Source organism: Synechococcus sp. A10-1-5-1 (assembly GCF_023115425.1).
In the GTDB taxonomy this organism is placed as follows: domain Bacteria; phylum Cyanobacteriota; class Cyanobacteriia; order PCC-6307; family Cyanobiaceae; genus Vulcanococcus.
The window spans coordinates 991,975-1,016,657 of sequence record NZ_CP096032.1; the positions used below are offsets into that span (position 1 = coordinate 991,975).

The following is a 24,683-nucleotide window of genomic DNA, read 5'->3' on the forward strand; positions in this document are numbered from 1 at the left end:
CCGTGCCTTCCCCCCCAGAATGGGCGGACTTTGGATCAGCAGAGATGGGCGTCCTGACGGCTCTGGCGATCCTGGCCGGCCTGATCGTGGTGCATGAGGCCGGGCACTTCTTCGCTGCGACATGGCAGGGGATCCGCGTCAGCGGATTCTCGGTGGGTTTTGGACCGGTGCTGCTGGAGAAGCAGCGTCGGGGGGTGCAGTTCGCCCTTCGGGCAATCCCCCTGGGGGGCTTTGTCTCCTTTCCCGATGACGACGAAGACAGCTCCATCCCCCTCGATGACCCCGACCTGCTGAGGAATCGCCCCCTGCACCAGCGGGCCCTGGTGATCGCCGCTGGAGTGATCGCCAACCTGCTCTTGGCCTGGGCGGTCCTGATGGCCCAAGGGACCTTCGTCGGCATCCCCGCTGGCTTCAGCGCCACCCCCGGAGTCCTGGTGTCCGGAGTCCAGCAGGGGCTGGCGGCCGCCGCCTCAGGCCTGAAGGCCGGCGATCGGATCCTGGCGGTGGATGGCCTCGACCTCGGGGGCGGGCAGAGCGCCGTCAGCCAACTGGTCGAGCTGGTTAAGGGCGCCCCGGATCAGACCCTGCTTCTGAGCGCCGAGCGCCAAGGCCAAGCCCTGGAACTCCAGCTGACCCCCGCTGACCTAAGCGGCATTGGCCGTATCGGCGCCCAACTGCAGCCCAACGGCAGCGAAGCCTTTCGCCGCCCCCGCAGCCCCATCGAGGTCATCAAACAGGCCAATCACGATGTCGCCCTGCTGACCAAGCGAACGGTCGATGGCTTTGTGACCCTCGTGACCCACTTCGGCGAGACCGCAGGCCAAGTCTCTGGCCCCGTGAAGATCGTCGAGATGGGGGCCTCCCTTGCCAAACAGGGCGGCAGCAGCCTGTTCCTCTACACCGCCTTGATCTCGATCAACTTGGCGGTGCTCAATGCCCTTCCCCTGCCGATGCTCGATGGCGGGCAGTTCATGCTGCTGCTGCTGGAGGGCCTGCGCCGCAAGCCCCTGCCCGAGAAGTTCCAGATGGCCTTCATGCAGTCAGGTTTTGTCCTGCTGATGGGCCTCAGCCTGGTGTTGATCGTCAAGGACACCAGCCAGCTGGCGGCAGTTCAACAGTTGCTGGGACGCTAAGAGGTAGGCTTTCTGGTCACTGCTTACGAGATCCAGGCCGCATGGCGAAGAAGTCGATGATTGCGCGCGACGTCAAGCGCCAAAAGCTTGTGGATCGCTACGCCGCCAAGCGCGCAGCTCTGATGGCCGCCTTCGAAGCTGCTGGCGATCCGATGGAGCGCCTGGAGATCCACCGCAAGATCCAAAACCTGCCCCGCAACAGCGCTCGCGTGCGTCTGCGCAACCGCTGCTGGGCCACCGGCAAGCCCCGTGGTGTGTACCGCGACTTCGGCCTGTGCCGCAACCAACTGCGCGAGCGCGCCCACAAAGGCGAGCTGCCCGGCGTGGTCAAGTCCTCCTGGTGAGTTCCCGGTCCATTGATCGATCCGAAGGGCGCCGAAGGGCGCCTTTTTTGTTGTTCGCCCGCCTGAGTGCGTTGTGGCATTCCGGAAGAGATTGCGCCTGTTTTCCGCAAGTCTTTGGGCTCAGATGCAAGAATTGGTCTTGACAACAAACAAGACATAAGCCCACGTGCAAGGTCACACTCAGTCGGTCTCCTTCGATGGTCGGGAGATCCGACTGACCACAGGTCGGTTCGCCCCGCAGGCCGGGGGTTCCGTGATGGTCGAATGCGGAGATACCTCTGTTCTCGTCACTGCCACCCGCTCCGGCGGCCGTGAGGGCATCGATTTTCTGCCGCTGATTTGCGACTACGAGGAGCGCCTCTACGCCGCTGGTCGCATCCCCGGCAGCTTTATGCGCCGCGAGAGCCGTCCTCCCGAGCGCGCCACCCTGATCGCGCGTCTGATTGACCGCCCGATGCGCCCGCTGTTCCCCAGCTGGCTGCGGGACGACCTGCAGGTCGTCGCCACCTGCATGTCCCTGGATGAGCGGGTTCCGCCCGATGTCCTGGCCGTGACCGGTGCATCACTGGCCACCCTGCTGGCCAAGATCCCCTTCAACGGCCCCATGGCCGCCGTGCGGGTGGGTCTGCTGGGTGATGACTTCATCCTGAACCCCAGCTACCGCGAGATCGAACGCTCCGAGCTCGATCTGGTGGTCGCCGGCACCCCCCAGGGCGTGATCATGGTCGAGGCGGGCGCCAACCAGCTGCCCGAGCAGGACGTCATCGAAGCGATTGACTTCGGTTACGAGGCGGTCTGCGAACTGATCAAGGTCCAGCAGAACCTGCTCAAGGAGCTCGGCATCGAGCAGGTCCTCCCCGAGGCCCAGACCGTCGACGCCACCCTGCCCAGCTTCCTTGAGAAGGAATGCAGCAAAGGCATCGGCGAGGTCCTCAAGCAGTTCACCCTGACCAAGGCCGAGCGCGACCAGCAGCTCGATGCCATCAAGGCCCAGGTGGCCGAGAAGATCAGCGGCCTCAAGGACGACGACGCCGTGAAGGTAGCCGTCAGCAGCAATGGCAAGGCCCTGGGCAACAACTACAAGGCGCTCACCAAACAGCTGATGCGCGCCCAGATCGTCAAGGACGGCAAGCGCGTCGATGGCCGCAACCTCGATGAGGTGCGTCCGATCAGCGCCGCCGCCGGCGTGCTGCCCAAGCGCGTGCATGGCTCCGGTCTGTTCCAGCGCGGCATGACCCAGGTGCTCTCCTGCGCCACCCTCGGCACCCCGAGCGACGCCCAGGAGATGGACGACCTGAACCCGTCCAACGAGAAGACCTACCTCCACCACTACAACTTCCCCCCCTACTCCGTCGGCGAAACCCGCCCGATGCGCAGCCCCGGCCGCCGCGAAATCGGCCACGGCGCCCTGGCGGAGCGGGCCCTGATTCCCGTCCTCCCCAGCAAGGAGAGCTTCCCCTACGTCCTGCGGGTCGTCTCGGAATGCCTGAGCTCCAACGGCTCCACCTCCATGGGTTCGGTCTGCGGCAGCACCCTGGCCCTGATGGATGCCGGCGTGCCCCTGAAGGCCCCCGTGAGCGGTGCCGCCATGGGCCTGATCAAGGAAGGCTCTGAGGTGCGGATCCTCACCGACATCCAGGGCATCGAGGACTTCCTCGGCGACATGGACTTCAAGGTGGCCGGCACCGAGAAGGGCATCACCGCCCTTCAGATGGATATGAAGATCACCGGTCTCGAAGTGAAGACCGTGGCTGAGGCCATCAACCAGGCCCGCCCGGCCCGTCTGCACATCCTCGAGAAGATGCTCTCGGCGATCGACAAGCCCCGCGATGTCCTGAGCCCCCACGCCCCTCGCCTGCTCAGCTTCCGGATCGATCCCGAGCTGATCGGCACCGTGATCGGCCCCGGCGGCCGCACCATCAAGGGCATCACCGAGCGCACCAACACCAAGATCGACATCGAGGACGGCGGCATCGTCACGATCGCCAGCCACGACGGTGCAGCGGCTGAGGAAGCCCAGCGCATCATCGAAGGCCTCACCCGTCGCGTCTCCGAAGGCGAGGTCTTCAGCGGTGCGGTCACCCGCGTGATCCCCATCGGCGCCTTCGTCGAGATCCTGCCCGGTAAGGAAGGCATGATCCACATCTCCCAGCTCAGCGAAGCCCGCGTTGAGAAGGTGGAAGACGTGGTGAAGGTGGGTGACCACGTCACCGTCCGCGTCCGCGAGATCGACAACCGCGGCCGCATCAACCTCACCCTGCGGGGTGTTCCCCAACAGGACGAACCGGCTCAGGCCTGATCCAGCCAAGCCCCCGAAAGGGGGCTTTTTTCATGCCTAAACGGCAAACCCCGGATCGATGCGGCCCATCGCCTCGGCCGCTTTTGCGCAGAGCTCTTGGTGGCTGACGCCGTGGCTGGCAATCAGGCAACCGGCCTGACGCACGTCGCCGGTGTTGTAGCGGAGCGGTTCACCGTCGGCATGGGTGAAGGCCCCGCCGGCAGCCTTGAGCACGGCCTCCGGCGCCGCCATATCCCAGTCCTTCGGGGCACTCTTGCCCGACAGTGAGATGTAGACGTCGGTCTCGCCACGCAGGATCGTGGCGACCTTGCCGCCAACGCTGCCGATGGCCTTGGTGTCGCCCAGGGCCAGAGCCTCCAGTAGCTGCTCCAGCCGCTGGTCCCGGTGGTTGCGGCTGGCCACCAGCACCATCTCCCCAAGGGCCTGGCGGGAACTGAGCTGGGCGGGCTGCTGCTCACCAGCGCGGTTCTCCCTCCAAGCCCGGCCCTGGGGCACCAGACCAAACCAGAGGTCCTCCAGCAGCGGTTGGAGCACCACCCCCAAGACGGCCTCACCGCGGTGAACCAGCGCCAGGTGCACGGCGTACTCGCCGGTGCCCTGCAGAAAATCCTTGGTGCCATCGAGGGGATCCAGGATCCAGAGCCACTCGGCATCGAGGGGCTCGCCTGCGGTGAGTTGCTCCTTGGCGGTCTCCTCGCTAAGGAGCGTCCAACCGGCCTCGGGATAGGCCTTGGCCAGCCCCTCGAGCAGCCACTGGTTCACAGCCAGATCCGCCGCACTGACGGGGCCCTCGCCCCCGTCATCAACACTCAGGGCCTTGGGAAAGCCATAGGGGGGCTGCTCACCGCGGCCATAAGCCAGCAAGATATCCGCAGCACCCCAGCAGAGTCGACGCAGGTCCGCCAACAGCTGCTTCTCCTCGATGCCAGGGGGAAAGCAGGCAGCGGCGGGCATCATGGAAGGGCAAAGGAGCATTCTGATGCAGGGCGCCGAACCCGCTGCAGGCGTGCTCTACCTGGTGGGCACACCGATCGGGAACACCGGAGATCTCTCCCCCCGGGCCAAAACCGTGCTGGCCGGGGCAGATCGGATCGCCTGCGAAGACACCCGCCGCAGCGGCCTGCTGCTGCACAACCTGGGCATCAAGAACCGTTTGGTGAGCTTCCACGAGCACAACCAAGCCACCCGGATCCCGGAATTATTGGAGGCCTTGGAGAGCGGAGAGGCAATTGCTGTCATCAGCGACGCCGGCCTACCAGGCATCTCCGACCCCGGCGAGGAACTGGTGGCGGCAGCCCGCAGCCAAGGGCGCACCGTGATCTGCGTGCCCGGGCCCTGTGCCGCCACCACCGCCCTAGTGAGCAGTGGGCTGCCCTGCGGACGCTTCTGCTTTGAAGGCTTCCTGCCGCCCAAAGCCACAGCACGCCGGGCGCGGCTCCAGGCCTTGGCTCAGGAGGAGCGGACCTTGGTCTTCTACGAGGCCCCCCACCGCCTGCTGGCGGTGCTCGAGGACCTGCTGGAACTCCTGGGGGATCGCCCGGTGGCCGTGACCCGGGAATTGACCAAGCGCCATGAGGAGCAGGTGGGCCCGACCCTGACGGTTGCCCTGGAGCACTTCCGGCAGCACCCTCCCCAGGGCGAATTCACCCTCGTCCTCGACGGAGCTGAGATCAACGCTGCTGAGCGGCCCAGCGATGCCGATCTACGGAAGCAGCTGCAGGCCTTGGTCAGCGGTGGGCTCAGCAGCAACGATGCCGCTCGCCAACTGGCCCGCAGCACGGGCATCGCCAAACGTGAGCTCTACGCTTTGCTGCATCAAGACGACGACACCCCCTGATGCTGCTGCGCCTGCGCTTGCTTCTGGCCAGCCTTGGAGGCGGGGTGCTGCTACTGCTGATCCTGTGCCTGGGGGCCCAGAACCTGGATCAACGGACGCGGCTGAACCTGGGGTTTGGCCGCACGGCTGAGCTCCCGACCGGATTCCTACTGGGGGTTTCACTGGTGCTTGGCGTCATCAGTGGCGGCGCCGCGACCGCTCTATTGCTGCCGGGCGGCGATCAGGCTTCTGAGAGGGAATAGAGCAGGCCGCCTTCCACCACCAATCGGGTGATGCCCTGAGCCACCAAGTAGGAGGAGCGCCGTTGGAGCACGTCGCTGTCGGGCACCTTGATCACCCGCTGGCTGCGGCCGCACTGCCGTTTGGCCTGGCGGGGGTTGGTGAAAAGCATGAGGGCCTGGCGGGCCTGCTCGGCTTCCGGCAGAGAACCCAGCTCAGGGAATTCGTTGAGGGGCTTGGCCTGAAGCTCCACCACCTTGTCCACCAGCATGTAGACGCTGCTGGGCAGCAGGCCAGGAAGCAGGGGAATCGGATCAATCAGCTCAGCCGCTGGTGCACCGCCGAGAGTCGCTGCGTCGGAGCTGTCATCGCCGTCGTCGAAGTTCTCCTCCTCTCCGTCATCGCCGAAGTCATCGGCGTCGTCGATGGCCAGAACGCCGACGCGCTCGTCATCGTCATCGGCGGCGTCTGAATCGGAAGCAATCTCCACTTCGCTGCTGACGGGCTCAGCCTCAAGCAGCGGATCAGGCGCAGGTATTTCGATCGCTTGGGCAACAGCTTCGACCGGTTTGGCGGCAGAGCGGCTGCGGGATTGCTTCTTCAGCGCAGCCAGCTCATCGGGATCGATCCCGGCCTTCAGGACGCGGCTGACCGTGTTGGGGCTGCAGCCATAGCTCGCGGCCAGGGCCTGGGCGGTTTCACCCTGGCGGTAACGAGCGACCAGCTCCTCTTTTTGGCTTTCTGTCAGCCGTGGAGCGGGCATTACGACTTTGACGTCCAGCACACCACCATAGAAGCTCTAGCTCAGCTGGCACAATGCGTCAGATCCAAGCTCCCTTAGCTCAGCTGGATAGAGCAGCTGCCTTCTAAGCAGCCGGTCGTTGGTTCGAATCCAACAGGGGGCGTCTAGAGCTCGTACTCCTCTTCGAAACGCGCCATCAGGCCGTTGTAGAGGGCGAGGGTGCCCTCGGTTTCTTCGCAGAAGCCCTTGAGTCGATAGGCCTCAATCAGATGGGCCAGCGAGGCATGCACCTGAGCAAAGGCCTGGGCAAATTCGTTCTGAATATCTTCGTCGCGGATATCTCGGATCTTGGCTGTCATCAACTCAACTCTTCTCTGAGCGACGACCATCTCCGCCTCCATCTCCTTGTTGAGTTTCCGGCGCTTGGCAGCCATCAATCCCGCTCTGGTTGAGCCCCACATCTACACCAGTGGGGCCTCAGGGGCGGAGCCTCGCCACTAGCGGTAGGGGATGCAGTCGAATCCACGAGATGTCTTGCCGTCACTGGGTGCTGCCGCGACCCAGCGGCGACCCGTTTCGATACAGCCCTTGAGGGTCGGCATCGGAACCTTGGTGACCGCCACGTCCTTGGGGCCGATCTTGTGGGGCTCAAAGGTGGAACGGACCAACCAGGCCTCATAGGCCATGGCAGCTGGCATGGACGCCCAGACCAAACAGCCCAGCAGAAGACGCTTCACAGCCAATGCAGTGCTTGGCGAACCCTGCCACAGGTGGCCACAGAGACCGAGCAATCGGGGGGCTTAGTTACAGACGAGCCGCGGTAATCCAGTCCGCGCGTGGATCAGAACTGCGGGCAGCCCGCAATTGCTCGAGCAGCTGACGCTCCTGGTCGCTGTAGCGGGCCGGTTGCTTCAAGCTGAGGCTGAGCAGCAGATCACCACGTCCTCCTTTAGCCGGCCAACCCTTGCCCTTGAGGCGAAGACTCCGGCCGACGGCCATCGCCGGGGGCACCGTCACGGTGGCTTCACCATCGGGAGTGGCCACACGCACCTCCCCACCAAGGGCCAACTCATCGAGGCTGAGGGGAAGATCCGCCTTGAGCTGATCTCCATCGAGGGTCCAGACCGGATGGTCCTGGACCTGGAGGGTCAGATAGAGATCACCCCGGCGTCCCGTTCCAGGCTGCAGGTTCCCCTTGCCCTTCAGGCGGAGGCGACTGCCCGGCTTCACGCCGGCGGGGATCCGGACCTGAACGCGCTCGTCATTCACCGCCAGGGTGCGCTCGCAGCCACGGAAGGCCTCCGAGAACGACAGGGAAATGCTGGCCTCGGCATCGAGATTCACCGGCGCGGCCTGACGACCGGGGCCGCCGGGGAAGCCGCCGGGGAAACCAGAACCAAATCCACTGAAGCCGCCGGGGGCTCCACCAAATCCACCGCCGGGGAATCCACCAGCTCCGCCCCCAGGCCCCCCGAAGCGGCCGAGGAGGTCATTGATGAAGTCGTCGAAATTGCCGTAGCGGCCAAAATCAACATCCACGCCGCCGGGGCCCGGGCCCGCACCCGCCTGACTCCAGTACTGCCCAAATTGCTCGTAACGCCGGCGCTTATCGGGATCCGAGAGGACCTCGTAAGCCTCGCTGACTTCCTTGAACTTCGCCTCAGCGCCCTGATCCCCGGGGTTCACATCCGGGTGGTACTGGCGCGCCAACTTGCGGAAGGCCTTTTTGATCGTGTCCGCATCGGCACCACGCTCAACGCCCAGAACTTTGAAATAGTCGCGGTAACCGTTGGCGCTCATCGCAGCAGCTGGGGAGGAACGATCAACGGCACCTCAAGTGTCCCAGCCTCGGGGCTGATTGAGCGAGGGGCAAAACAGGCGGAAGGCCGAACGCGTGAACAGACCCGGCATCACCCTTAAGGTGCGGCGAACACCTCCAAAGCAAGCCATGGCCGGCCTTCGCAGCGTCCAAGTCATCGGGCGCCTGGCCCTCAGCCTGGGGCTGCTGATCACCACGCCGGCGCTGGTGCCCTCGGCCCAGGCGGCAGAGGAACAACCCGCAGCCGCCAGCGCGTCGACAACGCGGCAAAAACAACTGGCCAAGCACCTGCAGAGCCAGGGATTTCTGGTCTATGGGGCCTGGTGGTGTCCCCACTGCAACACGCAGAAAGAGCTCTTTGGCGTCGAGGCCATGGAACTCCTGCCCTATGTCGAATGCGACAAAGAAGAGGAGGGGCGCAAACGCTGCATGGCCGCCAAGGTCAGGGCCTACCCGACCTGGGACTACAAGGAGGAGCGCCGTGAAGGTGTCATGACCTTGGAAGAACTGGAGGTCTGGAGCGGCTTCCAGGGCTCCTAGTCACCAGCGAGCTGACCCAAGAAGCCTTTTGCGGCTCTGGCGCGGCACAACTTGGCATTCATCTCCATGCTGAACAGGAGGTCTTGACTTGGCTGCGCCAGCCCATGAAATTCCACGTCGCCAATGCGGTTGCGGTGTCGCTCTTATCGGTGGCTGTTTTGGTGCTGGCGTTAAAGGACAACCGCTGCACCTCTGCCATCCCAACAACGGAGCCCCAAGCCAGAGCCAATCCAACGCCCCAGCCCGCGGCAAACACCCCAGCACCTCAGAGGCCACGTCAGCGGCGGGAGCTGGGGAAGTTTTGACCCCCCAACAACAAAGCCGGCACCCAATGGCACCGGCTTCGAGAGATCGTGTGGGTCGGAGCTTCTGAAGGAGGCACACCTGGGGCCAAGGGTCCAGGTGTCGAGCGGTGGGTTCTCCCAGGGCACCTCAGGCGATGCAGACGGAGTGCCGACAGATCAGACGCTCACTCTGTGTCCAATCTGACGACCCGCTCACAAGCGGTAGAAGACTGTTGGAGCAGGGGCCTTCGGTCAGCTCGCTCCTCAGGACTGGTTCGGTGGAGTGTCGGTCACATCCGCCTCCGAGATCGATGGGCCCAGCATCGGAGGAAGCAATGTCAAGAGCAATCGGGGTTAATGCCCATTGCCTCCCAGTCCGTTCAGATCGAGAGTGGATGGCTGATTTCAGCCGCCCCTAGACCAGAACCGGCTTGCTGAAACGTCCGTTGCAGGCCTGCCAGAACTGGGAGTGGGGAGTCAAGAGTGCCCCGTGCAAGCTGCAGAACCCGTGGCAACTCGGATCACCTTTGACGTAGCGACACCCAGAACAATGGAATTGCAGTTGGCAGCGCAAGGAAGCGAGGTGGAGATCTCCTCGGGTGCCATGGGCCGGTACAGCGTGGGGGGAATGAAACACGGGTGCAACCCCTTGAGGCTTGTGCCCCCGGTCTAGGAACGCTGGTCCAATCCGGCCAATGCAAAGAAGCGAATCCAAACGCGGGCCATCGAGAGCGGGTGGCCGCAGCGGGCGCAGATGGCTACGACAGAACCAGTCGAAGCGATGCGGTGGAAGACGGACTCCTTGGACTCGCAGGGCTCGTGATACTCCTGGCCCTGGCCGGTTTTGGCCTGCAGGAACTGGCGGTTGAACTGAGAAATGCCCAGGAGCACCCCTCAGCAGAGTGAAGCCGCAGCCACCTGGGGCAAGCAGGCGCTAGATGTGGAATGGATGCAGCCCGATCCATGGCCCTTCAGCGACTGCGCTTAATCAAAAAGCGCCTGATTCAATCAATGGACCGCCTGACCCAGGGGAACTCCAAACGGGCCTACACCAAAAAACTGATTAGCCAGAAGAGCCAAGAGGCCTACGAAGTGGTCTGCGGAGTCGCTGGCTGCGTGCTCAAGAAAAAGGACACGAGCGGCTCCTGAACCTCAAGAGGGATCCTTTTGATCAGGACTTTGATCAGAGGAGTCTTGAGAGCGACGGATCAGCTCGGCCAACATCTCCAGCTTGGAATTTTCAGACTCAGACGCACGGGAAGCCATCCAGGCGCGAGCCGCTTTCTGCTGAGCCAGCTGCTGAACCAGCAAGAGAGCCATCTCGCGTAGCGCTTCCAACTCCGTGCAGTCGTTAATCCAACGAACGAGTTTCTCACTTTCAAATGAGGACTCAAGTGAATGCTTGATTGGATCCATCGCTGCCATTGATCAACAACAAGTAACGAACACTCAACCCTTGAGCTGTTTCAGCGCAGCAAACCGGCGGCGAACCTTGCCCTGCACCAAAGCCAACAGAAAAACACCCACAATCGAAGCAACCAGAGTTGTCTTCCCACCATCAAAGACGCCCGCACCAAGGGCCACGATCGGCAGATCACTGGCCACAACGCTCAAAACCAAGGCGGGCATGAAACGCTGCAGCGATGTCCCCGCCAGACCCAAGCCATAACTCACAAAATCAAAGAATCCGGTCATCAAAAGACCCGTCATCAAAAAGAAATTGGACTCGAGCCTGGACCCACTAAAACGCTCAACAACCGACATCGCCTTATCCCCAACCAACCGACGAACAGGCCCTCTTCCCCAATAACGAGCCAGCGAAAAGGCAATCAGGCACGCAATGAGATCGGTGACTGCAATCGTTAAAAAACCAGTCTTAAATCCAAGCAGAGCCCCAGCCAAGAGCGAGTAGGCCGTGCTCGGCAAAGCAGGCAAAACAATACTCAATCCGCGAAGAAGCATGATCCCGAGGGGAGCCCAAACCCCCATCGCCTCTACCGCCTGCCGGATCGGAGGCATGAGGTGGGCCTGAGCCAACAGCGTTACGCCGACAAACCCCGAGAGGATTAAGACTCCAAGCAGCACTCGGCGATAGGCCAGAACCCTCAAAACACCTCAACCAGCAAAGACCCTAGGATTTTTTCACAACAACCAAAGAGGAGGGCAGCAGCGACACTCTCTGTATTGAAGAATCCCTTGCTCATTCATTGAACGCCCAGCCCTTGATGCACAACGAAGAGCCAAGATCGAGCCGTATAGAAAAGCAGAGAGGCAACCTAGTTCAATACAACAGCGGAGAATGGGAAAGCATTTTCATCCGCATCGGGAGCAACCGACGGGAGCTCGAACGTTTTCCATGCCATCTCAGCGTGTTCGAGAGCAACGATCTGATTCAGGCCAATTTGACCTACAAGCAGTCAGGAAAGATTGCAAGGTCTGCCTTCCGAGACATCCCCGAATCGATGCAAATTGAGCCGGGTGGTCACTGGTCTCTTGGCCCGCAATACCTGACCCAAGAGTTTTGGACCACCGAGTTCTGCCTTTGCAGACCGCAGGAGCGCCGCAGAGCAGTGATCCGCCAAAGCCGATCCTGGCTGGGATCAATCGTCGTCATCATCGAATGGAGAGAGGAATCCACTGAACCCCCCATCACGCTGGCCTCTCCCCACCCTCTCGGCCTGCAGGAATCAAGCCAAAGCCATGGCCTGAAGCTTGAGGTACTCAGCAATGGCGCACCCTTGGGTTTAAGCGTTGCCATCTCAAATACACCTGAACAGCAAGCAACAACCTGGAGCTGGGGCCCACAGTCCATTACCCGCAGGTACGACGCAGCCAACCAACTCGTCCCGAGCTATCCCGAGGACTAGCCCTGCCTGAATTTCCGAAGGACCTCAGCATCCTGTTCAGGGTCAATGCTGAGGTCGGTCAACACAAGCGCTTTCCCCATCGTGTTGATTGCGTACTCAATTGCAACCAAGGCCTCAGCACCTGCAGCGCTCTTGCGTCCGGCACGAATCACCTCCGGAGTCACAAAGGCAGCAGCATCGTTCAGCTGAGATGCGATTCGAGCCAATTGCTCATCCATCGTCCGAAGGGGCAAGCGAAACCGCCATCGAGCATCTCATTGGTGGCCCAACAGGCAGAGCCTCTCCCGCAAAAGACAGGACTCGCAAGACCAGCACCAACCCCGAGCGTCATGACCCGGGTCCAGAGGGACAGCCAATCCGCCTGCAACAAAGTCGTTCAGCGCCTGATCAGCCAGCCGCCCCAAGCCGGCTGACAGACAAAAAAAGAGCCCCTGGACGGGGCTCGACGCAATTCTCATGAAGGAAATCTAAAGACCACAGGGAAAAGCATCAAGCGAGATCAAGCCCGCAAACCCCCTCAATAGGCGTGGCTTATCAATGGCGCGCCCTTCGCCATTGCCATGGGCGCAAGGATGAGTCACCGACGAGGCCCTGCAGTGGATCAAGCCTGGAAAGAGAGCGAGCAGATCCGGCTTGAGCGCGTCCTGGCGATTGCCAAGGCCAACCAAAACAAAGAGATGCAGAGCAACATCGAACGTGAGCTGGAAGCCTTAAACCGCGAGGAGCCCTCTCCGCTCATCGCGGAGTATCTCAACGAAAACGGCGAGATTCGAGCAGACCTGTAGGTCTGGAGCGCCGGCAGGCTCACCCATAACGATCAAGAGCGGAACCGACCAAGCTCAGCCAAGGGATCAGGACGACCCTCAGCAATCGCTTTTGCTCGGGCGCAAAACCAAGTCTCCGCCGAATCGGACTGGTCAAGCCTGGTGGCAATTTTCAGCCAATTCTCCCGCTCCACACGGTCCATACCAATCCCGGAACTCTCTTCAGCCTCGTGAACGGCACCGCCAGGGCGTGACCTCCACAGGGTTCGGTTCACCGAAGCCGGTGGGGGCCAACAGCAGCCACGCCGACGAGGGGCGCTCTGTAAAATTTTGTAAAAGCACCGCTTCGTTTTGCCTCAGCGCTTTGGTGTTATCGGCTGTGGCTACGTGGGATCCGCGGTCTGCAAGAGACTTCGACTGGGCGGCCATGACGTTTTGGCGACCACCCGAGATCGGTCTCGCTTTGAAGCACTGAAAAACCTGGGTGTTACGCCAGCGCTGCTCAACATCGCCTCTGACCAGGCGGACTTCAGCTTCATCGACCAACTCGACGGCCTCCTGATCAGCGTTGCGCCAACACGGAAAGACGAGAGCTACGAGGAGGTTTTCTCCAAGGGAATCAGCAACCTGGTTCAGGCTCTTCGGCAGCGTCCAGAGCAGAAACCACTGCACATCACCTACATCAGCACAGTTGGGGTTTTTGGAGACCAGGGCGGTCAAACCGTGAGCGAAGGATCGCCGCTTGACATCAGCCATCCCATCAACCGCCTACTGATCAACGCTGAGCTGGCGCTTCAAGGGCTTCAGGGTGGCAACACAACCATCTGCACTCTCCGCCTAGGAGGCATCTATGGCCCTGGCCGTGACATGGTCTCACTCGTCAAGGACGCCGCTGGTCAACGCATCGCTCGCGATGGTGATCACATTCCGGCCTGGACTCACCTTGACGACATCACCCGAGGCGTTCAATTTGCCTGGGATCGCGATTTAAACGGCACCTTCAACTTGGTCGATGACATGCGCCTGAGCAGAAGGGAGCTCTCCAATGCCATTTGCGAACACATTGGCCTACCCCCTGTGATTTGGTGCGGTGCACCACGGGGTGCTCGCGTGGTCAACGCTGTGGTCTCCAACGCAAAAATCAAGCGCCAAGGCTTTTCTTTTCACTCTCCATCGATGTTGCACCGACAGACATTGCAGAGGTCAGACCTCAGCCCACGGGTGAAAGCGCATTCCTGATCAAAAAGGTCAGAAATAAATTCCACTGAGAAAAACATTTCAAGAAAGAATATTTAATCAAAATCAAGGCTGAATGAATGCTTCAAAGCACTGATTTCTGACGTTGTACGTTGATTCCAGGTGCTGTTGAAATCGATGGCCATTGCGATGACCACGGGCTACAGCTCACAGACTGAGGGGGCTCTGCTTTGCATTGAAGCTGCTTCTGACTGGGCATTGAGCTGTGTGGACAGCCTGGCGGGCGATCGCCATTACATCCTGATCGACTACGGCGCTGCCGACGGAGGAACGGCCGTCGGGCTCTGGCAAAAGGTGCTGGACCGGCTTCATGCCAACCACCCCAATGCACACCTCACGCTGATCGGCAACGATCTACCCAGCAACGACAACCAAGCACTCGCAGACAACCTGGCCCTGCAAATCCCAAGGCCACCCAAGCCGACGGTGCTCGTGAGTGCCCGCAGTTTTTATGAACCATCCGTCGCCCCTGAGACGGTCAGTTTTGGCTTTTCAGCCACGGCAATGCACTGGCTGAGTGCCTCGCCGGGGCCCCTCAACACCCACACACACGTCTTGGCCTCAGGAGATGACGAAGCTCTCCAGCGCTTCAAGGCCCAAGCCATGAAGGACTGGAATCACATCCTTGAGCTCCGCAGCCGCGAGCTCAAGGTCGGGGGGCGCTTGCTAACGGTCAACCTCTCGCGCGATGAGCAGGGGCTCTACCTCGGAGAGAACGGAGGTGAAACCAGGAATGTTCACGACCAACTTCACGAGATCTGGCGAGGTATGGCCGAAGAGAAGCTGATCAGCGAGGAGCAGTACCGCAGCGGCACGGTCAACAACTTCTACAAGTCCCCCGAGGAATTCATGGCTCCTCTGAAGGATCCCAACTCTCCCGCCCATCGAAATGGGCTGCGACTCGTCGACCAACGCACCGTCTATGTGAAGTGCCCGTACCGGCGCCGGTGGAAAGAGAACGGTGATACGGCCGCCTTCGCAGCGGGACTCATGGCGACCATTCGCAGCTGGAGTCGCCACAGCTTCGCCAACGCGGCCGGTACTCAAGCCGCTGACATGGTTTACCAGCGATTGGAGAAACGCATCGCGGAAGCACCGGATGAGTGGAGCCTCGACTACGTCGAGCACCACCAAATGATGGAGCGCGTGGGCTGATGGTGTTATCGACAACAGCGCCGCCGGATGTGTCGGTGCTGTCGCAGCATGTCTCGCCGCACCTCTCGGTCTTCATTGTTGGAGAGACGACCCACCCGGGTCGCCCCGCCAATGGCGGGCTTCGGCTACTTCCGTACTCCAGCGATGACGCCTGCATCGCCGATGGTCGACGGCTCGCAGCACTGATGACACACAAACACGATCTCTACGGCACCGGCTTCGCGGGCGGAAAAATTGTGGCGCGCGCGGCCGATCTCGACGCCGTCAAAGACGAGCTCATTGGAGTCACCGCAACACTCCTTGAGTCCCTGGATGGAGCGATGGTGACTGGGTGTGATCTCAACACAACCCTGGAGGACATGGAGCGTCTAACGACGCTCACGCCCCATGTCCTGGCCGCAGTCGGCAGTCCAATCGATGCGAGTGCGGCAACAGCCCATGGGACGCTTGGTGCCGTGGAGGCCGTCTTGGGCGAGACGCTGGCAACAGCCGAACCAGGTCGGGCTCTGGTGCATGGCTGCGGAGCGGTGGGTGGAACGGTGGCCCGCTCTCTGGTGGATCACGGCTGGACGGTGTTCACAATGGATCACTATCGCGACCGCGCCAGATTCCGTGGAGCCACCCCACTTCCCGCAAATTGTTCATGGTGGGAATTGGACCTTGATCTGCTGCTTCCTTGTTCAATCTCCAGGCTGATTGATCAAGACATGACTGAAGCGCTGCGTGCCAGAGCCGTGGTGCCGGCTGCCAATGCTCCATTTCATGAGGCCCATCTCGCTGAGGAGCTGCGCCAACGAGCAATTCCTGTACTGCCCGACCCCCTGGTCAATGCAGGCGCGGTCATCGCCGACTCAATCGAGCGCTTCTCTCCAGATAGCTGGCGGCAAGCTGAAGCGGATGCGGTCTATTCCTTTGTACGCGAGGAAATCCGTAACCGCTCTGATGAGTACTTGCAACAGCGCAAGAGAGGAGCATCAGCACACACAGCCCTGGGCACCGTCGCCGCAGGCTCTGAGGGACGACCGATTGGTCTGAGCTTCAGAGGAAGGCATGATCCATGACATCCACCGTCCCCAAGAGCGTCAGCGTCCTGATCCTGGGTGGAGGCATGGCCGGCCTCAGTTCTGCCGCTGCCCTAGCGAGACAAGGAATCACCGATGTCCTGCTGCTTGAAGCAAAGACCCTCGCCCATGCCCAAGCCAGCAGCTTCGGTGAGACTCGGATGTTCCGGGAGATGTACTCCGATCCAGTGCTCTGCGAGCTGGCTCAAGCCGCAAATCAACTGTGGATGAAAGAAGAACAAGAGGCTGGAGTCCCGCTCAGGGCAACCCATGGATTGCTCTTCTACGGCGAAAGCTGGGAAGAGGAAACCATCGAAGGCTCGATCCCTGGGGCCCGCCGGGTCATGGATGAGCAGGGCATTCCCTACGAAGCACTCTCTTCGGCAGAGATCGCGGCACGGTTTCCGCTCAAGCCAAAACATGAGTTCACAGGACTCTTCGAACCCACGGCCGGAGCTGTGCGCAGCGACAGGGTCATTGCGCACTGGTGCCAAACAGCTCGGGCCGCAGGACATCAACTCCTGGAGCACACCCCTGTAGAGAGCATTGACTCTGATGGACGCGGCGTGACCCTCAAACAAGGGCAACACATCAGGGCCGATCAACTGGTGATCGCTTGTGGAATCTGGAGTCAACAGCTGCTCGCCCCCCTCGGGCTACAGCCAAAACTTGAGATCTGGCCGATGCTTTGGGCGCATTACACGGTCGATCCAGCGCTGGCAGATCGCTATCCCCAATGGTTCTGTTTTCAACAAGAACGTGGTGATGACGGCGGCCTCTATTACGGCTTCCCCGTTTTAAGCCACACCCCTGATGGGCGTCCCAGGATCAAGTGTGGAATCGATTGGACACCAAAGGAACTGCGTGTCCATGAACCAGGCTTGATGCAGAGGGATCCTCCAGCTCGATTGGTTGAACTCTTGGATCAATTTCTCTTCAACGAGCTCGAGGGCATCCAAGATCGCATGGAGACTGTCATGAGCCCCTATTCAATGACCGAGGACGTGAATTTCGTTCTCGATCGCATCACGCCAACCATCAGTCTCTTCTGCGGGGGGTCAGGACAGTCCTTCAAGTTTGCCCCCTTAATTGGCGACTCCCTTGCGCGCTTCGCGAGTGGTCAACAACCAGCTGTTGATGTCAGCTGCTGGAGCCATCAACGACCTGCCGTCACTGCATAAGCGTTTTGCCTGATCTCAAAAGACAACCACAACCTGACATCACCCCACGGGACGTTCCCTGGCTGAAACAGCCACCCCTCTGGGTTGGTTCTATCCCACTACTTCTGTTTCTGCTGATCGCAGCGGTGGATCTGGAACTCGCCAGGACTTTCACCAGCAATGGCAAAACAATCATCAGCCAACACATCGGTGGCCTCTGGCAGTGGCTGGTGCTCGCGGTGTTCCTCGTGGCCATGGGCCTGGCGATCAGTCCCATCGGATCAGTGAAGCTGGGGGGAGCCGGAGCCAAACCAACCATTCGTTTTTTTGATTGGTGCGCAGTCCTGATCTGCACACTGCTGGCGGGTGGAGGGGTGTTCTGGTCTGCCGCAGAGCCTCTGTTCCACTTCCAATCTCCAGCTCCCTACTTCCCACAAATCACTGGGGGCAGCTCAGAAGCCGTTGATCCGGCGCTGGCCGTGAGCTTTCTGCATTGGGGGTTTTTGGCTTGGGCACTGGTGGCGACCACAGTGACCATCACCTTCTCAATGCTGGAGAAACGGGGGGAGCCCCTGCGGCCTCGTTCACTGCTGGTGGGGGTCCTCCCAAGGGCTTGGGTGGATGGAGCTGTTGGTGATTTCGCGGATGGGCTCTCGGTCGTCGCCGCTGTTGCGGGCACCGTCGGCCCTCTGGGCTTTCTCTCCCTGCAACTGAGTAATGCAGCTGGACAGCTGCCATGGCTCAGCGACAGCGCTGGTTTGCAATCCCTCGTGGTGATCTTGCTCACAGCGGTGTTTGCCACCTCCACAGTCAGTGGAATTCAGCGCGGCATCAAATGGCTCTCTGAGTTGAACGTTGTACTCACCCTTGGGCTGGCGGCAGCAATCCTTTTGGTTGGCCCAGGGCTCTGGCTGCTTCAGCATTTCCTGAGTGCAATGTTGCTCTACATCAACGAGTTGCCCGCGATGGCCCTGGCGAGCAACAACGCCGAGCAAGCCGGCTGGTTGAACGGTTGGACCATTTTTTATTGGGGTTGGTTTCTGGGTTATGCCCCACTCATGGGGCTGTTCACCGCCGGGGTCAGCCGTGGCAGAAGCATTCGGGAGCTGGTACTGGCGGTGGCCATCCTCTGTCCACTCGTGACCAATTTGTGGTTCACCCTGCTGGGGGGCACGGGAATCGCCCTGGAGCTCGCCGATGCTGGTTCCATCAGTGGGCCGCTTCAAATGAGCGGAGCGGCGGCTGCCTTATTGGCGATCCTCAGCCAACTGCCTCTGGCCTGGCTGTTAATCCCAACGGGACTCCTACTGGTGGTTCTGTTTATGGCCACCAGCGCTGATTCGATGAGCTACGCAGCGGCCATGGTGGTCAGTGGAGAGCGCGAGCCCGCCCCGTTACTGCGATTGTTCTGGGCCCTCATGATCGGCAGTCTCACCCTGGTGCTGCTTCGAATCGGAACAAGCCTGGGCGACAGCACGTCCATTGACGCGCTGCAGGCCTTCATCGTCATCGCGGCAGTTCCTGTCACACCACTGGTGCTGTTGAGTCTCTGGAGCGCACCGCGGCTGGCCTGGAGAGAGTGGGCTAGCACCAGTCGAGCAACAGCTAGGCCATAAGCCCCAATGACAACAGCTCTTTGCCTTGCTAGCGATAAGGAGTCTCCGGACGACCTGTAATGACTAACCTGAATCCCATGCAGAGTCAGCCGATGAACGTTAGACAATCTCGCGATTACCTCCAACAGAAGCGAAGAGAAATCAGGAAGCAGGGCCTCTTAACCAACGAAGTGTTGACCAAAAAGCAGGGACAATTCAGCCAGGAGAAGGGCACCACAGCTCAACAATCCAAGGTCTCCAGACTATGGGACCGTTTCGCAGAACAAGTCAGTGCTGTGGTGAGCAAGGACTAAACAGCCTTCGCGACAACCGTTAGATCGAGGCCCCAGGTTGAACCAAAGGGGTCGTTATTAAGGCGCCATAGAAAGACTGATCCAAGCAATCGGCAGATAACAGCAATACAGAGTCTTGCTGGCAAAAACAAGAAAAATGAACGATAGCCGAGGCGGAGATCGCGAGAGGCAATCCAAACCATCCGATGCATGCGTCTGCACACTTCAAGGACAAGACCGGAAAGTGCCGCAGATACGCCCTAGATCCACGCAAGGGCCAACCAGAGGATGATTAATCGATTTGCATTACATGATTCCAGCCGTCACACATACCATGAAGAACTCGCTAACAAGATTCCATATCGAATCCAGGCTAAACAGGACCCACTCCAACACGACCTGCCTTAAATGGCGCGGGGACGGATCACTCTCTGAGATCGATCATCAAGAAATCATGGGACGACTGTGCACTGTTGACCCCGAGCTTTCAAACACAGGTCTATGCCTAGAAATGATTCATCGCTAGGCATCAAGCTGAATGACAAAAGCCATTGGCCTGGATATGCCCTGCTGGGCACCATGAACCCGCCCCACTAGTTGACTGCAGATTAACAGCAGTTTCGCAGCCTGAGTGACGCATTCACTCCCGTGAATCAACGCCAGAATAAAGACGGAGAGGGACTCTCCGGTGAGGCAACAGAGGGGCTTAACCCCCTCTTTTTTTGGCGAGCACCGGGGCAAATAACTAATCAGAAGATTGCGAGAGCAATTGCTCCTCAAGATCTGGAGTAATTCCCCCATATGTATATTCAGAACTAGGAGGAAGATTGAGCTCACGAAGCCACTCAATCAGAAGCCGACGGTCCCGCATGGCAACAGCAAGCTCAAGAAAATCACGCCCAATTTCACCGGCGACCTGAATCGTATCCTCAAGCGCTTCCAGTTCAGAGCAAATGGCTCGATAGAGCGCATAATCACGGAGAGTAAGCTCCGAAATCTTTGAACGGTGCTGATTACCCACAAATGAACGCTAAAACCATTGATCACTGGTGGAGATCCAACAAGCAGATCCATGGCAGAGATGCCTCAACCACATTGAGATTCCAGATACATCGAACGCTCGGTTCTTTTCTGCTGCTGAACAGAGGCAGAAGAGCTGATCAATCGCGAAGAGCCAGGGAAGGCTTTCAAGCTGGACAAGGGCATTCACGGGAAAGCGCAGGAGAATAAACAACTCCCTGAATCACCCCACAACAAACAAACACTGCTAGAAAAACTTCTCTCACCAGAGAGAGATAAAGAGACACACCCAATCAGCGGAGGATCTTTATGGCAACATTGACAACAAAGAAACGCCTACTCAGGAATGGCAAAGCCTTCTCGGAATGGATTACTTCAACGAAGCAGCGAATTTACATCGGCTGGTTCGGCGTCTTATTCATCCCGACGGCACTGACAAGCGCCATCGCATTTGTACTCGCAATACTGTGCGCTCCAGTGGTCGATATTGACGGAGTTCGAGAGCCGATCAGCGGAGCCTTGCTCGATGGAAACAACATCATCACAGCCGCAGTTGTTCCAAGCTCGAACGCCATAGGCTTGCACTTTTATCCATTGTGGGAAGCCACAAGCATCGATGAGTGGCTTTACAACGGAGGACCCTATCAGCTCATTGTCCTCCACTTCCTCATTGCAATCACAGCCTATTTAGGGCGCCAATGGGAATTGAGCTACCGCCTAGGAATGCGCCCATGGATTGCCATTGCGTTTTCAGCTCCCTGGTCTGCAGCAATGGCTGTTTTTCTTGTTTATCCCATGGGTCAGGGATCGTTCTCCGATGGAATGCCACTGGGGATTTCTGGCACCTTTAATTTCATGCTGGTCCTGCAGGCCGAACACAATGTGCTCATGCACCCATTGCACATGCTCGCCGTTGCAGGCACTTTTGGAGGCTCACTCCTTGCTGCACTGCATGGATCTCTCGTAACCAGCAGCCTAGTGCGAGAGACCACGGAAGCAGAATCAATCAACCGCGGCTATGCATTTGGGCAGAAAGAAACCACATACAATTTAGTGGCTGCACATGCATATTTTGGCCGCCTTGTATTTCCCTATGCAGCATCAGATAACAGCAGAAGTATTCATGCCATTCTGTTTGCATGGCCAACCATTGGAATTTGGTGCTCATCACTGGCCGTAGCTTCCTTTTCCTTCGGTCTCAATGGATTCAATTTCAACCAATCCATACTCGACACCCAAATGCGAACCATCAACAGCTGGGCAGACGTCCTGAATCGAAGCAACCTTGGGATTGAAGCAATCCATGAGCGGAATGCACATAATTTCCCCCTCGATCTCGCATCATCTGAAACGTCCTACATCGCTCTATCTCGATCCATTGAAGGGTAGCATTACCCAAAAGAGTGGCTCATCTCAGGGGCAGTCCTCATCAGGCTGCCCCTCTCAAGACGTTCCCCTTCTTTGAAGATCAGACCTCTTGATGGAGTTAATCAACGCCATCAAGAGGCCTCCATCTTTCGCATCGACTGAGTGTCTCTATCGAGAAAAAAGGGAGGAATCTTCCCCCCTTCTGGGGACACGCGTAAATGGTCTAAGCCGCACCCTCAGTGTTGATGGCCAAGGCCTGCCAACGCCACTCAACAAGCAACGCCGGCTGATGGAACAACCGACCGGTACCGATCGCATGCCCTATGCGTAGGGGTGCTGATGGAAGTCCTGACTCGCCAGCGAGCAACGAAGAGATCCGAGTGCTAAGAAAGGATTTAGGCTCTCGCCGCCTTGCGTTGCTGACCGGCATAGACCCCAGCACCGGCGACGACAATCGCCAAACCACTACTGACCGCAAGAAAGGCGAGGGTCTGCAGCAGAAGCAACAAGACGCCCAGCGCTGAAAAGGCTGTGATCCTGATCTTGGCCTTGATCAACATGGTGAGCAACAGGAATACCGTTGCTTTTAAGCCAAGAATCGTTGCCGCTGAAAAGGGGCAGAGCGGGTTGATCAACATGGGTCGCTCCGGAGTAGGGACATGCTGGTGCAGCTTCCCTAGGAATGCGAGCACTCAATCACTCTGCATCACTTCTGCGGCAACGAAGCCACACTGAACACCGTGATGGACAGCTCAGGCATGAATCACTGCTGGCAGCCGCCCCCTGCTTGCGGTGCTAAGGTGAAGGGACACACCATGGATCCAACTACCTGCTTTCAGAACAGGAGTTCGGATAGTCCGGCTGAAATACTCGGAGCATCAGGCTTTCTGGCCTAATCACATTCGCTTTTTTGCGGCTGTGGTCCGACAATTCGGTCCACTCAACAGCGTGGACGTGCGGCACTGGTTGACGCGCTCCACGGCTCCAACGTGTTGGCCTTGCAAGGCTTCATCAGACGCGTCAGGGAACAAGTGTGTTTTTTGTCCATTACATAGGCAGTTCATTCACGATTCATCCAATCCTGTGTCAATTCTTGGCTCGATCAATGCTCAATGGCTGCATTCATCCCGGCTCTGGGCTAAATCAGCTCACCTAGAGGCGTGCGGGAGTCGAGCAACAACCACAACTCCAAACTTGATATCAGATCTGTTTCATCATTCACTGAAGATTCACCTACAAATGCCCAGTCAGTCCAATCCATCTATCGTCATTTCCAGCCTGCCAAGGTGCCTTGATCCCAGTCGTGATGACCTGTGGTCAGCCCAGGCAAAGCGTTACTGGCGGCAAGTGTCTGCTTCTGAACAGCCTTCTGCACCAGTGGTCTCTGACCATCTGTTGCGGTAGCAGGCTGTTTTCTGCTTGGAGGCAAGCCATCCATCAATCTCTTGTTCAAGGCCTCCATACTTGCTGCAGCCATCGATCAATCAACACGCGATTGATCCCCACCCTCCACATCTAAGGGTGATTCAGGTGTCCAGGCTCGCCGAGCAGAGGAAAGCGAGTTGAGCAGTTTTCATTCCTGATGCTTTGGTAAGGAGTCAGAGCCTCAGTTGCTGCGCTTGAGGGCCTGGCAATCCGTCCAAGATGTCATTCAAACGCGCAAGCAGGTGCATTTTTCTGCTGCCAGAGAATATTGCCTACCCCTGGGGCCCTGTCTCTGAAGGGTATTGGCCGATTTTTTTCATGGCATTTTCTGCTCAGCAGTGCCATAACTGAAATGTGCTCGTTCGTCTAGAGGGATTCGAACCAGGCCAACCGTGTCGCCTGCGTGCCGGGGAAATGAATGCATCAACTGTGCGGAGGCGACTTGACCGAATACACCTTTGATCCTGTCGATCAGGAAGTGATCGTCGAGATTTCTTTAACAGAGCTGTATCAAGTACAAACAGAAGCTCGCAATGCTCTTGGGGGCATCTGGAATTTGCAGCATGAAAAATGGTGCGTGGATCGCCACCGATCTCTCTTTCACTGCACAACCCAAGAAGCGAATCGTATGCATCGAGGCATTCGATACAGGTCATGGCAAAAACTTTCTATTTTGAGCTCAAATTAGCAAGAAGTTATGAGCATCTTCATTCAAACAAAGCTGACCCTAGAGCGCCAACCGTTCAATGATTGCCTTGATGAGAATTAAGGCACAGCTTAGTAATCGTCTCCGTACTTCACTGAAGATGAAGCATCCATGAGTTCAACAGTGGTCTGGTAACCGCTCTGAACAGTGACCTCGTGCTGGATTGCAACGTCCTGCAGCGCCTCAACATCCAATTTGGGCGCAGTGATCCAACTAAATCCCTTCCCAAAGGTGTTGTCAGGGTTCACGACATACCAATGGCAGGCAGTGTCCGGGACAGCCACCGAGCACTTAGTCCAGTCGTTGTCCCACTGGGGAACCTGAACAAACGACAGAGCCGCAAACAGAAAGCTCAACATTCCCGCAAACATTGGCTTTCTTGGCATGGCCCATGACCCTAGCAGCCATCTCCGGGCACCAATGCCCCCCAGCACTGATCAGTCGAGGCCGAAGGGAGACGTGAAGCCATGGGTCGTTCGGTCTTGATTGGCAGCGGTCCATAGTGCGTGCATGGAACATCCGAACGCACATCAACTCCGATCACTTCGCCTTGATGCGCTTGCTCGCGATCACCGTGTCGTCTCCGACTTGAACGACGGGATTGCCAATGGGCCCGATGCGCTGGTGATGGAACTGATGGACAACCATGGCTGGCCGGCCCATGAGGCCCTTGATGCAGTGCAGCGGCTTCAGGAAAAAGCCCTTCGCGGCACCTCTCAACAGACGGCTGCTTGAGTCGTCCTGATCGATTGGCTCTGTTTTTTTGTCTGAAGTTGAGCCATAACCAAGACGTGT

Annotated in this window: 30 protein-coding genes and 1 tRNA gene; 18 read left to right on the plus strand and 13 right to left on the minus strand. The window is 59.0% G+C overall.

The genetic code is table 11. The annotated features are described in order from the left end of the window. Positions 1–44: 44 nt before the first annotated feature. The 3 genes from rseP (at position 45) to MY494_RS05380 (ending at position 3,776) form a co-directional block, all read left to right on the plus strand. Entirely contained in the window at positions 45–1,133 is a 1,089-nt protein-coding gene (rseP, locus tag MY494_RS05370; RefSeq protein WP_247911694.1) for an RIP metalloprotease RseP, read from the plus strand. A 41-nt stretch (positions 1,134–1,174) separates the two neighbouring features. Further along, positions 1,175–1,477, plus strand: a complete 303-nt coding sequence (gene rpsN, locus MY494_RS05375; protein ID WP_010312910.1) for a 30S ribosomal protein S14 — start codon at positions 1,175–1,177, stop codon at positions 1,475–1,477. Positions 1,478–1,643: 166 nt separating this feature from the next. Continuing rightward, positions 1,644–3,776 (plus strand): polyribonucleotide nucleotidyltransferase, encoded by a 2,133-nt coding sequence (locus tag MY494_RS05380; RefSeq protein WP_247911695.1) that lies wholly within the window; start codon positions 1,644–1,646, stop codon positions 3,774–3,776. Between the two features lie 36 nt (positions 3,777–3,812). Here MY494_RS05380 and MY494_RS05385 read toward each other — a convergent pair whose 3' ends face one another. Then, positions 3,813–4,733, minus strand: a complete 921-nt coding sequence (locus MY494_RS05385) for a 3'(2'),5'-bisphosphate nucleotidase CysQ (protein WP_247911969.1) — start codon at positions 4,731–4,733, stop codon at positions 3,813–3,815. Positions 4,734–4,755: 22 nt separating this feature from the next. On the opposite strand from MY494_RS05385, the gene rsmI reads away from it, so the two are divergent. Both rsmI and MY494_RS05395 read left to right on the plus strand, forming a co-directional pair. Next, positions 4,756–5,613: a 16S rRNA (cytidine(1402)-2'-O)-methyltransferase gene (gene rsmI, locus MY494_RS05390; RefSeq protein ID WP_247911696.1), complete on the plus strand. Its 858-nt coding sequence runs from the start codon at positions 4,756–4,758 to the stop codon at positions 5,611–5,613. Continuing rightward, positions 5,613–5,855 carry a hypothetical protein gene (locus tag MY494_RS05395; RefSeq protein ID WP_247911697.1) on the plus strand — a complete coding sequence of 81 codons (243 nt, stop codon included), beginning with the start codon at positions 5,613–5,615 and terminating at the stop codon, positions 5,853–5,855. Before rsmI ends, MY494_RS05395 begins: the two co-directional genes overlap by 1 nt. Here the strand turns inward: MY494_RS05395 and MY494_RS05400 are convergent. Continuing rightward, on the minus strand, positions 5,834–6,595 hold the full coding sequence (locus MY494_RS05400) for a hypothetical protein (protein ID WP_247911698.1): 762 nt from the start codon (positions 6,593–6,595) through the stop codon (positions 5,834–5,836). The genes MY494_RS05395 and MY494_RS05400 overlap by 22 nt on opposite strands. Positions 6,596–6,663: 68 nt before the next feature. Here MY494_RS05400 and MY494_RS05405 point away from each other — a divergent pair. After that, positions 6,664–6,737, plus strand: a tRNA-Arg gene (locus tag MY494_RS05405). Position 6,738: 1 nt separating this feature from the next. On the opposite strand, the gene MY494_RS05410 is transcribed toward MY494_RS05405, so the two are convergent. The 3 genes from MY494_RS05410 to MY494_RS05420 all read right to left on the minus strand — a co-directional run bounded on the left by MY494_RS05410 (position 6,739) and on the right by MY494_RS05420 (position 8,374). After that, a complete protein-coding gene (locus tag MY494_RS05410; RefSeq protein ID WP_247911699.1) occupies positions 6,739–7,008 on the minus strand; it encodes a hypothetical protein in 270 nt (89 codons plus the stop codon). Between the two features lie 63 nt (positions 7,009–7,071). Continuing rightward, a complete protein-coding gene (locus MY494_RS05415; protein ID WP_247911700.1) occupies positions 7,072–7,311 on the minus strand; it encodes a hypothetical protein in 240 nt (79 codons plus the stop codon). Between the two features lie 67 nt (positions 7,312–7,378). Next, positions 7,379–8,374, minus strand: coding sequence for a DnaJ C-terminal domain-containing protein (locus MY494_RS05420; RefSeq protein ID WP_247911701.1), 996 nt, complete (start codon positions 8,372–8,374; stop codon positions 7,379–7,381). A gap of 148 nt (positions 8,375–8,522) precedes the next feature. Between MY494_RS05420 and MY494_RS05425 the strand changes: the two genes are divergently transcribed. Beyond that, entirely contained in the window at positions 8,523–8,933 is a 411-nt protein-coding gene (locus MY494_RS05425; RefSeq protein ID WP_247911702.1) for a hypothetical protein, read from the plus strand. A 953-nt stretch (positions 8,934–9,886) separates the two neighbouring features. Here the strand turns inward: MY494_RS05425 and MY494_RS05430 are convergent. Further along, the gene (locus MY494_RS05430) at positions 9,887–10,108 is read right to left on the minus strand and encodes a hypothetical protein (RefSeq protein WP_247911703.1); all 222 of its coding nucleotides are present in this window, start codon (positions 10,106–10,108) and stop codon (positions 9,887–9,889) included. Positions 10,109–10,180: 72 nt separating this feature from the next. On the opposite strand from MY494_RS05430, the gene MY494_RS05435 reads away from it, so the two are divergent. Further along, entirely contained in the window at positions 10,181–10,366 is a 186-nt protein-coding gene (locus MY494_RS05435) for a hypothetical protein (protein ID WP_247911704.1), read from the plus strand. 3 nt (positions 10,367–10,369) lie between these two features. On the opposite strand, the gene MY494_RS05440 is transcribed toward MY494_RS05435, so the two are convergent. Next, positions 10,370–10,642: a hypothetical protein gene (locus MY494_RS05440; RefSeq protein ID WP_247911705.1), complete on the minus strand. Its 273-nt coding sequence runs from the start codon at positions 10,640–10,642 to the stop codon at positions 10,370–10,372. A 24-nt stretch (positions 10,643–10,666) separates the two neighbouring features. Beyond that, the gene (locus MY494_RS05445; RefSeq protein WP_247911706.1) at positions 10,667–11,302 is read right to left on the minus strand and encodes a TVP38/TMEM64 family protein; all 636 of its coding nucleotides are present in this window, start codon (positions 11,300–11,302) and stop codon (positions 10,667–10,669) included. Positions 11,303–11,424: 122 nt separating this feature from the next. On the opposite strand from MY494_RS05445, the gene MY494_RS05450 reads away from it, so the two are divergent. Further along, positions 11,425–12,084 carry a hypothetical protein gene (locus MY494_RS05450; protein WP_247911707.1) on the plus strand — a complete coding sequence of 220 codons (660 nt, stop codon included), beginning with the start codon at positions 11,425–11,427 and terminating at the stop codon, positions 12,082–12,084. Here MY494_RS05450 and MY494_RS05455 read toward each other — a convergent pair. Beyond that, positions 12,081–12,302, minus strand: coding sequence for a hypothetical protein (locus MY494_RS05455; protein WP_247911708.1), 222 nt, complete (start codon positions 12,300–12,302; stop codon positions 12,081–12,083). The genes MY494_RS05450 and MY494_RS05455 overlap by 4 nt on opposite strands. A gap of 378 nt (positions 12,303–12,680) precedes the next feature. Here MY494_RS05455 and MY494_RS05460 point away from each other — a divergent pair, with 378 nt between their 5' ends. From MY494_RS05460 to MY494_RS05485, 6 genes are all read left to right on the plus strand, one after another. Then, a complete protein-coding gene (locus tag MY494_RS05460) occupies positions 12,681–12,869 on the plus strand; it encodes a hypothetical protein (RefSeq protein WP_247911709.1) in 189 nt (62 codons plus the stop codon). Between the two features lie 414 nt (positions 12,870–13,283). Next, entirely contained in the window at positions 13,284–14,087 is an 804-nt protein-coding gene (locus MY494_RS05465; protein WP_247911710.1) for an epimerase, read from the plus strand. Between the two features lie 135 nt (positions 14,088–14,222). Beyond that, a complete protein-coding gene (locus MY494_RS05470) occupies positions 14,223–15,260 on the plus strand; it encodes a class I SAM-dependent methyltransferase (RefSeq protein WP_247911711.1) in 1,038 nt (345 codons plus the stop codon). Next, a complete protein-coding gene (locus MY494_RS05475) occupies positions 15,260–16,321 on the plus strand; it encodes a Glu/Leu/Phe/Val dehydrogenase dimerization domain-containing protein (protein WP_247911712.1) in 1,062 nt (353 codons plus the stop codon). Before MY494_RS05470 ends, MY494_RS05475 begins: the two co-directional genes overlap by 1 nt. After that, positions 16,318–17,502, plus strand: coding sequence for an FAD-dependent oxidoreductase (locus MY494_RS05480; RefSeq protein ID WP_247911713.1), 1,185 nt, complete (start codon positions 16,318–16,320; stop codon positions 17,500–17,502). The genes MY494_RS05475 and MY494_RS05480 overlap by 4 nt, the downstream gene beginning before the upstream one ends. A gap of 38 nt (positions 17,503–17,540) precedes the next feature. Continuing rightward, entirely contained in the window at positions 17,541–19,097 is a 1,557-nt protein-coding gene (locus tag MY494_RS05485) for a BCCT family transporter (RefSeq protein ID WP_247911970.1), read from the plus strand. Between the two features lie 1,017 nt (positions 19,098–20,114). Here the strand turns inward: MY494_RS05485 and MY494_RS05490 are convergent. After that, positions 20,115–20,390 carry a hypothetical protein gene (locus tag MY494_RS05490; protein ID WP_247911714.1) on the minus strand — a complete coding sequence of 92 codons (276 nt, stop codon included), beginning with the start codon at positions 20,388–20,390 and terminating at the stop codon, positions 20,115–20,117. Positions 20,391–20,698: 308 nt separating this feature from the next. Here MY494_RS05490 and psbA point away from each other — a divergent pair, with 308 nt between their 5' ends. Next, positions 20,699–21,778, plus strand: a complete 1,080-nt coding sequence (gene psbA, locus MY494_RS05495) for a photosystem II q(b) protein (RefSeq protein WP_247911715.1) — start codon at positions 20,699–20,701, stop codon at positions 21,776–21,778. A gap of 374 nt (positions 21,779–22,152) precedes the next feature. Here the strand turns inward: psbA and MY494_RS05500 are convergent, their stop codons facing one another. Continuing rightward, positions 22,153–22,395 carry a hypothetical protein gene (locus tag MY494_RS05500; protein ID WP_247911716.1) on the minus strand — a complete coding sequence of 81 codons (243 nt, stop codon included), beginning with the start codon at positions 22,393–22,395 and terminating at the stop codon, positions 22,153–22,155. Positions 22,396–23,024: 629 nt separating this feature from the next. Further along, positions 23,025–23,234 carry a hypothetical protein gene (locus MY494_RS05505; protein WP_247911717.1) on the minus strand — a complete coding sequence of 70 codons (210 nt, stop codon included), beginning with the start codon at positions 23,232–23,234 and terminating at the stop codon, positions 23,025–23,027. Positions 23,235–23,624: 390 nt separating this feature from the next. Here MY494_RS05505 and MY494_RS05510 point away from each other — a divergent pair, with 390 nt between their 5' ends. Continuing rightward, a complete protein-coding gene (locus MY494_RS05510) occupies positions 23,625–23,870 on the plus strand; it encodes a hypothetical protein (RefSeq protein ID WP_247911718.1) in 246 nt (81 codons plus the stop codon). A gap of 89 nt (positions 23,871–23,959) precedes the next feature. On the opposite strand, the gene MY494_RS05515 is transcribed toward MY494_RS05510, so the two are convergent. Further along, positions 23,960–24,247 carry a hypothetical protein gene (locus tag MY494_RS05515; RefSeq protein ID WP_371820688.1) on the minus strand — a complete coding sequence of 96 codons (288 nt, stop codon included), beginning with the start codon at positions 24,245–24,247 and terminating at the stop codon, positions 23,960–23,962. A 151-nt stretch (positions 24,248–24,398) separates the two neighbouring features. Here MY494_RS05515 and MY494_RS05520 point away from each other — a divergent pair, with 151 nt between their 5' ends. Continuing rightward, a complete protein-coding gene (locus MY494_RS05520) occupies positions 24,399–24,623 on the plus strand; it encodes a hypothetical protein (RefSeq protein WP_247911719.1) in 225 nt (74 codons plus the stop codon). The last annotated feature ends 60 nt before the right edge of the window (positions 24,624–24,683 follow it).